Source organism: Synechococcus sp. R3-13 (genome assembly GCF_047462195.1).
Taxonomy (GTDB): Bacteria; Cyanobacteriota; Cyanobacteriia; order Thermostichales; family Thermostichaceae; genus Thermostichus.
Genome location: NZ_JANSIO010000164.1, coordinates 1 through 14,690, shown reverse-complemented (window position 1 = coordinate 14,690; position 14,690 = coordinate 1). Strand labels below are relative to the sequence as shown.

The following is a 14,690-nucleotide window of genomic DNA, read 5'->3' as shown; positions in this document are numbered from 1 at the left end:
CTATCCTAACATAAGATCAACACGACCTAGGAAGTGTTAAAGCATGGCGGGAATAGCGGAATCGGGCCGGTCGTGGGTGTCTCTAGAGCGTACCTGGGTAATCCAGGGATTGGCTTGGCTGGCAGCGCTGCTATTTGTGGCGGGGGTGATCCTGCTGGCGGGGGCTTCACCTCTCCAGGTGGCGGCCAGCATGTGGCAGGGGGCCTTCGGCACTGAAGCTCAGTTTGGCCGGGTTTTGGCAACGCTGGCTCCCCTTGTCCTCTGCTGCTGTGGGCTGGTGTTTACGTTTGTTGCCGGTCTCTACAACTTGGGCATCGAAGGGCAAATGGTGGTCGGGGCAATTGCGGCCACGTTTCTGGTGCGTCTGGAAGCGGGATGGTTGCCGCCGCCACTGGCCATTACCTTGGCGCTTTTGGCCGGGATCCTGGGCGGGGCGGGCTGGGGCCTGTTGGCTGGGATCCTGAATGTGTGGGGGCGGGTCAACGAGATCTTCGCTGGGCTGGGGCTGAATTTTGTTGCCCAAGGTTGGGTGCTCTACCTGATCTTCGGCCCTTGGAAAAGGCCGGGGGTGGCTTCCATGAGCGGGACGGAAGTGTTGGATCCCCGTCTGTGGTTGCCCACCTGGGGGCGGTCAGAGGCCAGTCCGGTGGCGTTGCTGCTGGCCCTGTTGGCTTTGGCCCTGACGGTGCTGGTGGTGGGCAACACTCGCTTCGGCCTGCAGTTGCGGGCGGTGGGGAAAAACCCTGTAGCTGCTTTCCGGTTGGGGATCCCGGCTACCCGCAGGTTGCTCATGGCCTTTGCCTGCTGTGGGGGCCTAGCAGGGCTGGCGGGCGCCTTGCAGGTGTTGGCCCTGTTCCATCGCCTCATCCCCAATATCTCCAGCAATTTGGGCTTCTTGGCCTTGTTGGTGGTGATGCTGGCGGGCTTTAACCCCCTGCTGATCTTGCCGATTGCCTTTTTCTTCAGCAGCCTCAACATCGGCAGCTTGCAACTGCCTCTCTCTTTACAATTGGAGTCTTCTCTGGCCGGCGTGATTCAGGGATCCCTGGTGTTGTTCGTCTTGCTGGCCCAAGGGATCAGCCGCCGCTATTTCCTTGGGAAAGGTTAATGGCTTCGGCGATTTCTGGGATCCCTTTGCGTTAGCGTTGCGCAACAACGAGATTTAACTCCTATCGCGGGGGAAAACTTTGGATTTTTCTGCTCAGGACAGTGGTGCGGTTCCTCTGCCGTAGGCATAGCACCATCAACATTGGGAAATGAGGCTATCGTAGAAGGATGAATCGGACATCCCCTTTTTCAAATCGACCGCTCATCGGCGTTACCACCCGCAACCGCAATGACGAGGGAGACTTTGTAGCGCCAGGCCGTTATGTGGATGCCATTCGTGCTGCCGGAGGGATCCCTGTTCTTTTTCCCCCAGGCGAAAGCGAGCCCCAGGTTTTGCTGTCTTGGGTGGATGGCCTGGTGTTGACCGGTGGCGGTGACCTCTGCCCCAGCACCTACGGAGAAGATCCGCAACATCCCCAGGTGCGCTATGTCAACTCGGAGCGAGATCGATTTGAGGTGGCCTTGGCTGAAGCAGTAATGACGCAAGGGATCCCTGTTTTGGGCATTTGTCGAGGGATGCAGTTGCTGAATGTGGTGAGTGGCGGCAAGCTGATCCCCCATGTGCCTGATGTGTACGACGAGCTGGATCACTTCAACCCCGCTGATCGCAAGCCCATTCGCCACAATGTCAGCCTGATCCGCTCCACACGGCTACACCAAATCGTCGGCGCAGAAGAAATCTCTGTGGTCTCTTGGCACCATCAGGCCATCCGCGATGTGCCCTCAGGTTGGCGTTTGGCTGCCCGTTCTACAGACGAGTTAATTGAAGCCATCGAACACGAAACTCACCCTTGGGCGGTTGCCGTGCAGTGGCATCCCGAGTTCACCTTTGAAGAAACCGAGCATTTTCGCCTTTTTCAAGAGTTTGTGCAGGCAGCCCTGCGTTTTTCCCCGCGTTTTGCAGCGACTCTTTCGGGTGCAGAACCTAGGGCACAAGTAGCTTAATCGGTTGCTAGCTCAAACCCATTCTTTTGTTTAGTGGGACAAGAACACGTAAAGGCTGGTCGTTGGGTAGCAGGGGCAGCGGTGGGGCTGGCTTTGCTGTTGGGTCTGTTGCATCCGATTGTAAAAACCATTATTGCCAAAGGTACGCTTCTCTCATGGATTCTCCAGCTCCACAAAAACCTTACGAGACTGTCAGCGAAATGTCGTCTGTTGTTGTAAAGTTCCGCCTTGCCACCCTCGAAGATTTGGCACTGTTACAGGGCTGGGATCAAGAACCTCATGTTGTTGCCTCTAATCCCAATGATGATTGGGGCTGGGAAACAGAGTTGGGCAAGAGCTGTTCCTGGAGGGAGCAACTGATTGCCGAGGTGGATGGTGTCCCGATTGGCTATGTGGAGATCATCGATCCTGCCCAAGAGGAAAGTCACTACTGGGGCGAGGTATCTCCTCATCTGCGCGCTATCGACATTTGGATCGGAGAGGGATCCTATCTGGGTAAGGGATATGGAACCGAAATGATGCGATTAGCTTTGAGTAAATGCTTTGCTGCCTCAGAGGTTGAGGCGGTCTTGGTGGATCCCTTGGTGAGCAATACCCGTGCCCGACGATTTTATGAGCGACTTGGATTTAAGCCTGTGGAACGTCGTCAGTTTGGCCAGGATGATTGTATGGTGTATCGTCTGGAGCGAGCGGATTGGGTGAACTAGGCTAGGATTTTATGCACCGAATAGCTGCTTTGCCAGGGGGATGGGATCCTTCCCAATCCGGCGTCATTTTCTTGGAGCAGGATCCCGCTCCCATCGTTATCCTTTCGGCAGCCGATACGGATCTCACGGCCTTGAGCGCAGCCCTGCGCCTGTTGCCCGGCGATTTTCCGGCGGTGCGGGCAGCTAATCTGCTGCAGTTGCAACAGCCCCTCAGCCTGGATGACTACGCCGAGAAGGTGCTGCGGCAGGCCCGGCTAATCTTGATCCGCCTGTTGGGGGGAAGGGCCTACTGGAGCTATGGCCTGGAGGTAGCCAAGCAGGTGGCCGCCGAGGAGGGATCCACCCTAATCGTCATTCCTGGGGACGATCGCCCCGACTGGGATTTGGTGAGCCATTCCACTGTGCCCCTGGCGGTGGCGGATCGGGTGTGGCGGTACTGGCTGGAGGGGGGAGCGGAGAATGTGGCTGCCTGTCTGCTGTTGCTGGCTGGGGAGTTCCTAGGGAGCCAATATTCGGCGCCGGATCCACAAGGGTTGCCTCGTCTTGGGATCTATCAACCCTCCATAGCTCCGCTGGCGGATCCCCAAGCTCCCAAGGTGGGGATTTTACTCTACCGGGCCCATGTTCTGGCGGGGAATACAGAGCCGGTGGATCAATTGGCAAAAGCCTTGGTGGAGCGGGGGCTGCAGCCTCTGTGCCTTTACACCTACAGCCTTCAAGATCCCGACTTGCCCCAGGCCATTCGGGATCACTTTGGCAGCCAGATTGACCTGTTGCTCAACACCACCAGCTTTTCTCTGGCGCGGTTGGACAGCCACCAGCCCGACGTGAGGCTGTGGCAGGAGTTGGATGTGCCTGTTTTGCAGGTAATCCTCAGCGGTGGATCCCGGCAGAGCTGGGAGAACTCCACGCGGGGATTGGGAGCGCGGGATCTGGCCATGAATGTGGCTTTGCCGGAGGTGGATGGGCGCATCATCAGCCGCGCCGTTTCCTTCAAGGCGGTTCAACAGCGGGATCCCCGGTTGCAAACGGAGGTGGTGGCCTACGTGGCTGTGCCGGATCGGGTGGAGTTTGTAGCCGATTTGGCGGCCAACTGGGTGAAATTGCGGCGTACCCCCCCTTCCCAGCGGCGACTGGCTTTGATCCTGGCCAACTACCCCAGTCGGGACGGGCGACTGGCCAATGGGGTGGGTCTGGATACCCCTGCCAGTTGTGTGGAAATTCTCAAAGCTTTGGCGGGAGCTGGCTACTCAGTAGATCCCCTGCCCCAGACTGGAGATGAACTCATCCATTGGCTAACCGAAGGCCAGACCTACGACCCCTTGGGATCCCTGCGCCCGGCTCGGCAATGCCTTTCTGCTGCCCTTTATCGAGAGTGGTTTGCCCGCTTGCCTGAGCCCATCCAAGCCAACCTCATTCAGCAATGGGGGAATCCGCCCGCCCAAAACATCCCCATCGCCGGTCTCCAGTTGGGGCACGTTTTTGTTGGCATCCAGCCCCCGCGGGGCTACGACCGGGATCCCTCGTTGAACTACCACGCCCCGGATCTGGTCCCCCCCCACGAGTACCTGGCTTTTTACCTGTGGTTGCGGCAGGTCTTCGGCACTCAAGCGGTGGTGCATGTGGGCAAGCACGGCAACTTGGAATGGCTGCCCGGCAAGGGATCCGCTCTTTCCGCCACCTGCTACCCGGAGGTTGCTCTGGGGCCAATGCCCCACTTCTACCCCTTCATCGTCAACGACCCAGGAGAGGGATCCCAGGCCAAGCGGCGAGCCCAGGCAGTGATTATCGACCACCTCACCCCGCCCCTTACCCGCGCCGAGCTGTACGGCCCCCTGGCGGATTTGGAACGGCTGATGGATGAGTACGTGCAGGCCCAACAGTTGGATCCCAGTCGTTGTCCCCTGATTCGCGCCCAGATTCAGGAGCTGGTTCGAGCCGAGCATCTAGACCTGCAGTTCAACTTGGAAAAAGAAGAAGATTGGAATCGCCTGGATGGCTATCTCTGCGAGCTAAAAGAATCTCAGATTCGCGATGGGCTGCACATCTTTGGTCGAATCCCTGCCGGCGAGCAGCTTATCGATCTGGTGGTAGCGCTGGCCCGCTACCCCGGCCACGGACAACTGGGGATTACTCAGGCCATTGCCCGCGATTGGGGATGGGACTGGGATCCCTTGACCGCCGACCTGACAGATCCTTGGCCAGAGGGATCCCCGAACTCGCCGTAACCCAAGCCAAGCGTTTTATTTTCCTCTCTCAGGGAGCAAGGAAGAATCTTAAGAGTATAAGAGTAAGAGGAGTTGATCGGGATCCCTCATCAACTCCTCTGTTGGAACAATGGAAGTAGGCTAGAGAAACAGCTGGATCCCGGAATCGTAGCCCAAGACCGGCTCGCGCCTAGGTGCCCCCTGGCCAGCTACCGGGAAGCCTCAGCAGGCGTTTCAATAGCGAGATTGAAAACTCCGCCGCCGCTCGCCGCCACTGTTCGCGTTACCAGAGCGGAAACCTGAGGTGGGGCGTTCTTCCCGGGGACGAGCTTTGTTCACCTTGAGGTCGCGCCCCATCCATTCTGCCCCATCCAGAGCAGCAATGGCGGCTTGCTCCTCTGCTTCAGAGCTCATTTCCACAAACCCGAAGCCCCGAATGCGGCCTGTCTCACGGTCAGTGGGGATCTGCACCCGCTTCACAGAACCGTACTCAGCAAAAACAGCGGTCAAATCCGCTTCTGTCACCTTAAAGGAAAGGTTGCCAACATAAATCGACATAGACGATCTCCGAAAGAGAGAGTAACAAAGGGTGAGATGTTCGGAGAGCCGTCTGCCAATACAAAACGTGAAAATCCGTCAAGACCAGAAGAAACGAGCACTACAACCGATAACAATCTCAGCTTCTATCCTAACACAGAAGCAGGGGTTCACCACTTCGATTTCGCGAAATTCTGGGGACATTGCCTTCACACCCCAACTGGCCCGGCCCAAACACTCCGCTGCCCTACCTGCGCTGACGCCACCTCAGCCCAGCTTCTCCAGCCTGGATCCCAGTAACCTCATCTGGGCTTCCAGCTCCGCCAGTTGCTCCTGACTGGCTTGCACCACCTCAGGGTTGGCCCGGTTGAGAAAATTGGGGTTCTCTAGGCGAGCGCGGATCCCTTGGGCCTCTTTTTCCAGCTTGGCCAGGTCTTTTTGCAGCTTGGCCCGCAGCGCTTCCACATCCACCAGTCCTGCCAAGGGCATCAGCACCTGCACCGTGCCCACCACTGCAGCCGCCACCTGTTTGGGCTCCGTGGCCAGGGATCCCGTAATCTCCAAAGCCTCGGCCTTAACCAGATCCCGGATGTAGGCTTGGGCAGCCCTGAGAATTTGCTGCTGGGTGGGATCGTCGGTAACCAGGAGGGCGGTGACGGCCTGCTGGGGCTTGAGGCCGGCTTCTGCCCGCAGGTTGCGCAGGCTGGTAATCGTTTGGATCACCAAGCCAAACTCCCGCTCCAGTTGAGGGTCGATCCAACTGGGATCTGGGGTGGGATAGGGCTGCACAGAGATGGAAGTGGTTTGATTGACCTGGGTGAGCAGCTGCCAGATCTCCTCGGTGATGTGGGGCATCCAGGGGTGCAGCAGCTTGAGAATGGTTTCCAAAACGGTGGCCAGCACCTGCTGCGCTGCGCGTTTGGAAGCCAGGTCTTCTCCCCGCAGCCGGGGCTTGACCAGCTCGATGTACCAGTCGCAAAAGTCATCCCAAATGAGAGAGTAGAGCAGGCGCGCCCCCTCGCCCAGGCCATAGGCTTCCAGCTCGGCGATGACTTGGGTGGCTGTGGAGTGCAGCCGCGACAGGATCCAGCGATCGGCCAGCTCCAGCGCTTCGGGGGCAGGGGATCCCAGCTGGGCGGGGGTCTGTCCCTCCAAGTTGATGAGCACAAAGCGGGAGGCGTTCCAGATCTTATTGGCAAAGTTGCGGGCGGCCTCTACGCTGGCGCTCTCGCCGGTCTTGCGGTCATAGGCCAGGCGGATGTCTTGCCCTGCCCCCACCACCTCTTTGACCAGGGCATAGCGCAGGGCGTCGGTGCCGTATTTGTCCAGCAGCTCCAGGGGATCGATGCCATTTCCCTTGGTTTTGGACATTTTCGCCCCGTGCTCATCCCGCACCAGGCCATTGATGTACACATCTTTGAAGGGGATCTGGCCGGTAAATTGGGATCCCATCATGGCCATGCGGGCCACCCAGAAGAAAATGATGTCAAAGCCCGTGGACATCAGGGAGTTGGGATAGTAGCGTTTGAAATCCTCGGTCTCTTCCGGCCAGCCCAGGGTTGAAAAGGGCCACAGAGCAGAGCTAAACCAGGTATCCAGCACATCGGGATCCTGCTCTACCCTCTCAACTTCTGGGCCAAACTTTTCCCGTGCCTTGAGCAGCGCTTCCTCGCCGTTGCGGGCCACCACAAAAGCCTGCGGATCCTCAGGGAGCTGGCCGTCAATGACCGGGTACCAAGCCGGGATCTGATGGCCCCACCACAACTGCCGAGAAATGCACCAGGGGCGCAGCTTTTCCAGCCAGCCCGTGTAGACTTTGGTCCAGCGCTCAGGGATAAAGCGGGGGCTATTTCGTTGGTATTCCTCTTCCAAACAGCGAGCCCCCATCCCCGAGACATCGCAAAACCACTGAATGGAAAGCAAAGGCTCGATGGGCACGCCGCCGCGGTCGCTGTGGGGAACGGTGTGGGTGTAGTCCTCCACCTTCTCCAGCAGGCCATGTTCGGCAAACCACTGCACCACCTTTTCTCGGGCCACAAAGCGATCTAGGCCGGTGAAAGGATCCCCGTTTTCGTTGAGGGTGCCGTCTTTATTGAGGATGTTGATGAAGGGCAATTGGTGCCGTTTGCCGATTTCAAAGTCGTTGGGGTCGTGGGCCGGGGTAATTTTCACACACCCGGAGCCAAAGGAGGGATCCACATACTCATCCGCAATGATGGGGATGAGGCGATTTTTAATGGGCAGGCGAATGAACTGGCCGATGAGATGGCAATAGCGCTCGTCTTGGGGGTTCACCGCCACCGCCGTATCCCCCAGCATGGTCTCGGGCCGAGTGGTGGCCACCACCAGATACTGGCCGGGATCCTCGGCCAAGGGATAACGAAAATGCCACAAATGGCCCTTGACCTCTTTGTCGTCTAGCTCAATGTCTGACACCGCCGACTGGGTGGCCGGGCACCAGTTCACCAAATACTCGCCCCGGTAAATCAACCCCGCCTCGTATAGCCGCACAAACGCCTCGGTTACCGCCCGGCTCAGCCCCTCGTCGAGGGTAAAGCGATCCCGCGTCCAGTCTAGGGATAGGCCCAGCCGCCGCAACTGGCTCTTGATGGCTCCCTGCGACTGCTCCTTCCAAGCCCAGGCTCGCTCCAGAAAAGCCTCGCGGCCCAGATCGAAGCGGGTCTTGCCCTCTTGGCGCAGTTGGTTTTCCAGGATGGTGTGCACGGCGATGCTGGCATGGTCTGTGCCGGGCAGCCAGAGCACGTTGTAGCCGCGCATGCGCTTGTAGCGCGTCACCACATCCGGCAGGGTAAAGGCGAAAGCATGGCCCATGTGCAGGTTGCCCGTCACATTGGGCGGGGGCAGCACCATGCTAAAGGCCTCTCCCGGCGCCTTGGGATCCGCCACGTAAAAGCCCTTCTCCTCCCAAAAGCGCTGCCACTTCGGCTCGGTCTCGAAGGGGTTGTACTGGCTAGGCAGGTTGACAGAGGAAATTGCAGCAGTCATGGGGAGAATAGGCCAACGGCTGAGAAGGATGAATCACTTTATAGAGTAGCAGTTCAACCCTTTGCCCTTCGGGGTAGAGTGGCCCATCGGTCTTGACCCTAATCACACGGCTAGAGAGGGATTTCGAGCTAGGGTACTACCATCCTCAGCTTTGGGTACGGCGTTATGTCCAGATCATTGACGGCAACGGTCCTGATGGCTCTGATGGCTCTATCCCCTGGGATCCCTGCCTTGGCGCAACAGGACTGGAAGAGATCAGAGAGAGACATCCTACTTTGTCGTGGGGAGCCTTTTGAACCAGGCTCTCTGGCAGGTTATGAAGCTTGCTTCAGTGCTCGCCTTCATCCGGATGAACAATCCTGGCCGCCTCTACTACCCCTGATAGGCCTGTATTTTACCCCGCACTCTGACTACTCTTTTTTTTGCTTTGTAGGTGCAGGAAAGCCCGGTAGCCTGGAGGCAATTCTCGTCGGTCGAAGTGGAGAGTTCGTGTTTGGCCTAGATCGCCCTCTGACCCCTTCTGAACTAGAAGTAGAAACCCCCCGGATTATCCAGCAGAAGGCCCGCATTCTCGAGGTGGAGGGGGATCCTGGGGATCCTGTTGCCAGTTTCAGGCAACTGGTGGTTTACGACGAAACCGAGTTGAACTTGGAGGGGTTCGTGCCTGTGACTGCGCCTCCAGGATACCTCATTTCGCCGGACGAGTTTTTAGAGGCTCCCGAGTGCCAAGCCATTTTGAATTGAGGACTCCTCCACTTGTAACTGGTGTGCGTTCTTGGGTTTTGGCAGGCTTACGAGATGGCTCTACAGCCCAGAGTAAGCGTTGAGCCATTCCATAAAATAAAACACCAGTGGCGCGGTGAACACATAGCTGTCTCCCCGATCCAAGATGCCACCGTGGCCTGGGATCAGATCCCCGGAATCTTTCACCCCTGCATCCCGTTTCATCAGAGATTCTGTGAGATCTCCCAGCAGGCTGGTTAACCCAATCAAAAACCCCAGAATGCCCCCACTCAACCAGCTCCACGGCCAGCCCAGGTAATAGGCTCCAACCACCGCAAGGGTCATGCTGGCGGCAATCCCGGCTACCGCCCCTTCCACCGTCTTTTTCGGGCTGAGGATGGAGAGCTTGGTGCGCCCAAAGGCCCGACCACACAGGTAGGCCCCTACATCTGCGGCGATCACGCAGCCAATGGCCAGCAGCGTAATCCATAGCCCTTCGCCCAGCCCTTGCGCAAAAGACAAGGCCCTGACCCGAATCCAGAAGCTGGGCAGCAACGCACAGTAGAACAACCCCAAAATCGAGGTGGCAATATCGGCAATGGTGGCCACCTTGGGCTTAAAGAGCAAATAAAAACAGATGATCGATCCCGCCACGATAAAGGCAGGGCTGGTCCACTCCGGCCTCACCTGCTGCAAAATCACCAGCACCTGGCTGGAAAACATGGTGGTGCGCATGGCCGGCGCATTGCCTTTGGCTTGCACCAAGCGAAAAAACTCCAACTGGGCCAAAAAAATGATTAGCCCAATGGCTGCAGTAAAATACCAGCCCCCTAGCAGGGTGACCGCCAACGCAAACAACACCGCCGCAAAACCGCTAACCCAACGGGCTCCCATGGGCGCACCCCGTCACGTTGGCTAGCCAAATACCTCTTGCCCCCGGCTCCAGCAGATCGACGTCCAAGCCGAGAGCAGAAGAAACCCCCCCTCTGGTGTTCAAGATTCGCGTTTGCGGGACGGAGTCCTGATGCGGCTGCTGCAATGGAAACGCCTCTTGCCCTAGCCTTTCAGTTTAACTCCCTTGGCCTCGAAACAACCGCTTTCGGCCCTGCAGGATGGGATTTCCGAGAAGGTGGCAGGCAGACTGGAGCATGAGATAATGGGCAAACCGCAAAGCTCACTGCTGACCGCCTAAGATACCTCTGATTCGTTGCACCGCAGCATGGTTCAAGAACTTACTTCGCGCTCCACAACTGCTCGCATTTCTGCCGAAGAGGCTCGTCTTCTCTATGAAGACATGGTGCTGGGCCGCCTGTTTGAAGACAAGTGCGCCGAAATGTACTACAAGGGCAAGATGTTCGGCTTTGTGCATCTGTACAACGGCCAAGAGGCCGTCTCTACGGGGGTGATCAAGGCGCTCAAGCCCACCGACTACGTGTGCAGCACCTACCGCGATCATGTGCATGCCCTCAGCACCGGGATCCCGCCGCGGGCGGTCATGGCAGAGTTGTTCGGCAAGGCCACCGGCTGCAGCAAGGGTCGGGGTGGTTCCATGCACCTCTTCTCGGCGGAGCACAATTTCTTGGGGGGCTATGCCTTCGTGGCCGAAGGGATCCCAGTGGCGACGGGGGCTGCTTTTTCTGCCAAATATCGGGGCACCGACCAGGTAACCGCCTGCTTCTTCGGGGATGGAGCCTGCAACAACGGCCAGTTTTACGAGTGCCTCAACATGGCTGCCCTCTGGAAGTTGCCCATCATCTATGTGGTGGAAAATAACTTCTGGGCTATTGGCATGGCCCATGAACGCGCCACTTCCGACACCGATATCTACCGCAAGGGCCCGGCTTTTGGCATGCCCGGCTACCAGGTGGATGGGATGGATGTGCTAGCAGTGCGAGAGGCCGCCCAACAGGCCATCGCCCGCGCCCGTGCCGGAGAAGGCCCCACCTTGCTGGAGTGCATCACCTATCGTTTCCGGGGCCATTCTCTGGCCGACCCTGACGAGCTGCGCAGTCCTGAGGAAAAAGAGTTCTGGCGGCAGCGGGATCCCATCAAGCAACTGGAACGCTATGCCCTGGAGCACAACCTAATGACCGAGGCAGACTTCCAAGCCATCCACGCGGAGGTCAGCGCCGTGATTGAGGACGCGGTTCTTTTTGCTCTGGAAAGCCCAGAGCCAACCCTGGACGAGCTGCACCGTTTTGTCTTTGCCGAAGACGAGTAGATCCTGGCCACTTCCCCGGTAGCGGGGGAGTCGCTTGCCGGGGGATCCCCACAAGGTTCTCTGGCCAACTCGGGTGGCCCATCCACCTGGCGGAGTGCTGTCCTGCTGGATCCCTTGAGGATCCTCGATGATTGGCATTGGAGAAACCTTCTCGAGATCTGCGCTATTGCGCAGATTTTTTTGTAAATATCGCTTCCCATTTGTTTACACAGCTTCATATCATTGAGGTATCGAGCATGAGTATTTATTCCCGGTCATGAGCAATTCTCTTGAGTTTCCCTGGCTGTCGGTGCTGGTGCTCTTGCCTCTGCTGGCAGCCTTTGGGATCCCCTTGATCCCCCAGAGCCGTTGGGTGCGTTGGTATGCCCTCGCTGTGGGGGCTTTTGATTTGGGCCTGATGGCCTATGTCTTTGCGCGGCACTATGACCTGCAGGACTTTTCTCTGCAACTGGCGGAGCGCTACGCCTGGGTGCCCCAAATTGGGTTCCACTGGTCGCTGGCGGTGGACGGCCTCTCCTTCCCGCTGGTGTTGCTGTCGGGTTTGATCACAACCCTGTCGATTGTGGCGGCTTGGAATCTCACCCATAAGCCGCGTTTGTTTTTCTTCTTGCTGCTGCTGATGTACGGTGCCCAGGTGGGCGTATTTCTGGCGCAGGACATGCTTCTATTCTTCCTGATGTGGGAGATTGAGCTGGTGCCGGTCTATCTGCTCATCTCCATTTGGGGTGGGCCGAAGCGCCAGTACGCCGCCACCAAGTTCATCCTCTACACCGCCGCCGCCTCCATTTTTATCTTGGTGGGATCCCTGGCGATGGCCTTCTACGGCGAGGGCTTCAGCCTGGAGATGGCAGAGCTGAGCGCTAAGTCTTACCCACTGGCCTTGGAGCTGTTGGCCTATGCGGCTTTGCTGATTGCCTTTGGGGTGAAGCTGCCGATTTTCCCGCTGCACACCTGGCTGCCGGATGCCCACAGCGAAGCCTCTGCTCCCATTTCCATGATCTTGGCGGGAGTTCTGCTCAAGATGGGGGGCTATGGCCTGATCCGCATGAATGTGGGCATGTTGTCGGAAGCCCACGTGTACTTCGCCCCGGTGCTGGCGGTGTTGGGTGTGGTGAACATCATCTACGGGGCGTTGGCCGCCTTCGGTCAGAACCATCTCAAGCGGCGCTTGGCCTATTCATCCATCGCCCACATGGGCTTTGTGTTGATCGGGATCTCCGCCTTTACGGAGCTGGGCATCAATGGGGCAGTGCTGCAAATGATCTCCCACGGTCTGATCGCTGCAGTTTTGTTCTTCCTGACGGGGATCACCTACGAGCGCACCCACACCCTTGCCCTCGACAAGTTGGGAGGGTTGGCCAAGCAGATGCCGAAGGCTTTTGCCCTGTTTACGGCGGGATCCCTGGCCTCTCTGGCGCTGCCGGGGATGAGCGGATTTGTGGGTGAGCTGACGGTGTTCTTGGGCTTGACCACCAGCGATGCCTATGCGCCGACCTTCAAAGCTGGAATTGCCCTGCTGGCGGCAGTGGGCATCATTCTGACGCCCATTTACTTGCTCTCCATGCTGCGTCAGGTGTTCTACGGGGCTCAGGATCCCGGCTTGGTTTTGGAAGATTACCTGGGGGATATGCGCCCGCGGGAAATGGCGGTGGCCCTCTGTCTGCTGTTGCCGATTCTCGGCATTGGCTTCTACCCGCGCCTGGCTACCCAAACCTACGATGTCACAACGGTGGCGGTAGCTGCCCAGTTGCGCAGTGTGTTGGCAACTGAAATCGTGCAGCGGCCTTTCTTCCCCTCGCCAGTGCAACCGGCCCAGGTGGCAGCTCTGCCCCTGGAGGATTGAAAGGAGGTCGAGGGCTCGGCTTCCCTTTGTTCGGTCTTTCTCTATCTACTTCTTCTCTGTCCAGAAGAGCTGGTGTTTGAGGAGCAGCCCCACTCAACATTCAGCTCTTCTTTTGTTTTTTTTAAGTTTTAAGGTTGGGTTTGGGATCCGGGACATCCCTGGGCTGGGATTTTCTTGTGGCCGATTGTTCTTGCGCCGTCCATTCTATCGGTGATCGGTATGAATAGAGTTTTGTTCCATCAGGTTTAGCTGCACCACCAACCACCAGAGGGTTACATCGGAATAGGTTGCCCGGCGCTTGAGCCGAGAAATGGAGTGTACCGGGTTTTGGCTGTCGATCATCCACTCAGAAGCGATGATTTGGCCGCGTTGCTGAGCATTCATTGTTTCTCCCTCCGCTCGCCAACTGCTCAATACTTAGAATGGCTAATATTTAGGATGGCGAATTTGCGCGGGAGCGTGTGAAAAAATATATTACGCAGGGATCCCCAAAATCGGCTAACTTTCTTAGCAATGAGGATCTCATAAGCCGTTGAGTTGCTGAGTTGCCGTCCGGGGATCGGACAAAACGTTGCAAAAGGGGCAAAATGTTGGGCAAGGGGATGCCCCTATCTTCACAAGTCTTAAAACCTAGAAAGATTCTATTTTCTCTTGACTTGTCTGTGGGTCTGAATTCCACCTCCCTTCGCCGGCCTCTGCAGCAGCAACCCTTGAGGAGTCTGAGATCCCGATGAGAGCCCCCCAGCCTGCCTCTGCTTTTGGAGAAGTGGTGGAGGCCGACACCACAACCTTTGTGGCCCAGTGCTTCGAGCCGGAACGTCTGACCTTCCCACCCATGCCTGCTCTCGGCAGTTGGACGCGCTCCCAAGACGAAGAGACCGGCAACCTGATCTATGGTGTGGTTTGCTATGCCGCCATCGCCCCCATCGACACCGTCCACCGCGCCAGGGCTTTGGGCCTCTCCCCTCAGGAGCTGCGGGAGCAACAGCCCCAGATTTTTGCCATGTTGCGCACCGATTTTCGCGCGGCCATTGTCGGCTTTGTCAGCGGGGGACGGGTCTATCAGTACTTGCCGCCACGGCCTCCCCAGATTCACCAGCCGGTTTATCTCTGCTCCGATACGGAAGTGAGGGAATTTTGCCGCTCTTTCGAGTTTTTGCGCACCCTGCTACAGGTTAACGGGATCCCAACCGATGAGCTGGTGGCTGCCGTGATCCGCCAGACTTACCGAATCCTGAACCGAGATCGCAACTGGCTTTTACAGGCAGGTCGGCAGTTGAGCTCTCTGTTGCGGGATGATTATGAGCATCTCAGCGCAATTTTACGAAAGATTGAAGCCTAAGCGAAGAAATATTGAGAATGGCCTTGGATCCTTCTTGAGTCAGGTCGGGGGG

At 57.7% G+C, this 14,690-nt stretch carries 12 protein-coding genes; 8 read left to right on the top strand and 4 right to left on the bottom strand.

Going from position 1 to position 14,690, the window contains the following annotated elements; all coding sequences use genetic code 11:
• Window positions 1-76: 76 nt before the first annotated feature.
• The 4 genes from NW856_RS05110 (at window position 77) to cobN (ending at window position 4,987) form a co-directional block, all read left to right on the top strand.
• A complete protein-coding gene (locus NW856_RS05110; protein WP_238376851.1) occupies window positions 77-1,108 on the top strand; it encodes an ABC transporter permease in 1,032 nt (343 codons plus the stop codon).
• A gap of 167 nt (window positions 1,109-1,275) precedes the next feature.
• Entirely contained in the window at window positions 1,276-2,052 is a 777-nt protein-coding gene (locus tag NW856_RS05105) for a gamma-glutamyl-gamma-aminobutyrate hydrolase family protein (protein ID WP_414399400.1), read from the top strand.
• Between the two features lie 200 nt (window positions 2,053-2,252).
• The gene (locus NW856_RS05100) at window positions 2,253-2,759 is read left to right on the top strand and encodes a GNAT family N-acetyltransferase (RefSeq protein ID WP_414343856.1); all 507 of its coding nucleotides are present in this window, start codon (window positions 2,253-2,255) and stop codon (window positions 2,757-2,759) included.
• An 11-nt stretch (window positions 2,760-2,770) separates the two neighbouring features.
• On the top strand, window positions 2,771-4,987 hold the full coding sequence (cobN, locus tag NW856_RS05095; RefSeq protein ID WP_414399399.1) for a cobaltochelatase subunit CobN: 2,217 nt from the start codon (window positions 2,771-2,773) through the stop codon (window positions 4,985-4,987).
• Window positions 4,988-5,200: 213 nt separating this feature from the next.
• On the opposite strand, the gene NW856_RS05090 is transcribed toward cobN, so the two are convergent.
• Together NW856_RS05090 and NW856_RS05085 are read right to left on the bottom strand one after the other, a co-directional pair.
• Window positions 5,201-5,524, bottom strand: a complete 324-nt coding sequence (locus tag NW856_RS05090; RefSeq protein WP_011431969.1) for an RNA recognition motif domain-containing protein — start codon at window positions 5,522-5,524, stop codon at window positions 5,201-5,203.
• A gap of 246 nt (window positions 5,525-5,770) precedes the next feature.
• Window positions 5,771-8,509, bottom strand: coding sequence for a valine--tRNA ligase (locus tag NW856_RS05085; protein WP_414399398.1), 2,739 nt, complete (start codon window positions 8,507-8,509; stop codon window positions 5,771-5,773).
• 489 nt (window positions 8,510-8,998) lie between these two features.
• Between NW856_RS05085 and NW856_RS05080 the strand changes: the two genes are divergently transcribed.
• A complete protein-coding gene (locus NW856_RS05080; protein WP_414399397.1) occupies window positions 8,999-9,253 on the top strand; it encodes a hypothetical protein in 255 nt (84 codons plus the stop codon).
• 60 nt (window positions 9,254-9,313) lie between these two features.
• On the opposite strand, the gene NW856_RS05075 is transcribed toward NW856_RS05080, so the two are convergent.
• A complete protein-coding gene (locus NW856_RS05075) occupies window positions 9,314-10,126 on the bottom strand; it encodes a phosphatidate cytidylyltransferase (RefSeq protein WP_414329457.1) in 813 nt (270 codons plus the stop codon).
• Between the two features lie 325 nt (window positions 10,127-10,451).
• Between NW856_RS05075 and pdhA the strand changes: the two genes are divergently transcribed.
• Together pdhA and NW856_RS05065 are read left to right on the top strand one after the other, a co-directional pair.
• Window positions 10,452-11,453, top strand: a complete 1,002-nt coding sequence (gene pdhA / locus NW856_RS05070) for a pyruvate dehydrogenase (acetyl-transferring) E1 component subunit alpha (protein ID WP_011431966.1) — start codon at window positions 10,452-10,454, stop codon at window positions 11,451-11,453.
• A 256-nt stretch (window positions 11,454-11,709) separates the two neighbouring features.
• Complete coding sequence (locus NW856_RS05065) at window positions 11,710-13,296, top strand: NAD(P)H-quinone oxidoreductase subunit 4 (RefSeq protein ID WP_414399396.1); 1,587 nt, start codon at window positions 11,710-11,712, stop codon at window positions 13,294-13,296.
• Window positions 13,297-13,500: 204 nt separating this feature from the next.
• Here NW856_RS05065 and NW856_RS05060 read toward each other — a convergent pair whose 3' ends face one another.
• Window positions 13,501-13,680, bottom strand: coding sequence for a hypothetical protein (locus NW856_RS05060; RefSeq protein WP_011431964.1), 180 nt, complete (start codon window positions 13,678-13,680; stop codon window positions 13,501-13,503).
• 346 nt (window positions 13,681-14,026) lie between these two features.
• Between NW856_RS05060 and NW856_RS05055 the strand changes: the two genes are divergently transcribed.
• Window positions 14,027-14,638: a hypothetical protein gene (locus NW856_RS05055; protein ID WP_414399395.1), complete on the top strand. Its 612-nt coding sequence runs from the start codon at window positions 14,027-14,029 to the stop codon at window positions 14,636-14,638.
• Window positions 14,639-14,690 lie beyond the last annotated feature (52 nt).

Excerpts from the sequence above, each read along its gene's own strand:
- NW856_RS05105 (WP_414399400.1), top strand. The coding sequence starts at position 1,276 with ATGAATCGGACATCCCCTTTTTCAAATCGACCGCTCATCGGCGTTACC.
- NW856_RS05100 (WP_414343856.1), top strand. The coding sequence starts at position 2,253 with ATGTCGTCTGTTGTTGTAAAGTTCCGCCTTGCCACCCTCGAAGATTTG.
- cobN (WP_414399399.1), top strand. The coding sequence starts at position 2,771 with ATGCACCGAATAGCTGCTTTGCCAGGGGGATGGGATCCTTCCCAATCC.
- NW856_RS05090 (WP_011431969.1), bottom strand. The coding sequence starts at position 5,524 with ATGTCGATTTATGTTGGCAACCTTTCCTTTAAGGTGACAGAAGCGGAT.
- NW856_RS05085 (WP_414399398.1), bottom strand. The coding sequence starts at position 8,509 with ATGACTGCTGCAATTTCCTCTGTCAACCTGCCTAGCCAGTACAACCCC.
- NW856_RS05075 (WP_414329457.1), bottom strand. The coding sequence starts at position 10,126 with ATGGGAGCCCGTTGGGTTAGCGGTTTTGCGGCGGTGTTGTTTGCGTTG.
- pdhA (WP_011431966.1), top strand. The coding sequence starts at position 10,452 with ATGGTTCAAGAACTTACTTCGCGCTCCACAACTGCTCGCATTTCTGCC.
- NW856_RS05065 (WP_414399396.1), top strand. The coding sequence starts at position 11,710 with ATGAGCAATTCTCTTGAGTTTCCCTGGCTGTCGGTGCTGGTGCTCTTG.
- NW856_RS05060 (WP_011431964.1), bottom strand. The coding sequence starts at position 13,680 with ATGAATGCTCAGCAACGCGGCCAAATCATCGCTTCTGAGTGGATGATC.
- NW856_RS05055 (WP_414399395.1), top strand. The coding sequence starts at position 14,027 with ATGAGAGCCCCCCAGCCTGCCTCTGCTTTTGGAGAAGTGGTGGAGGCC.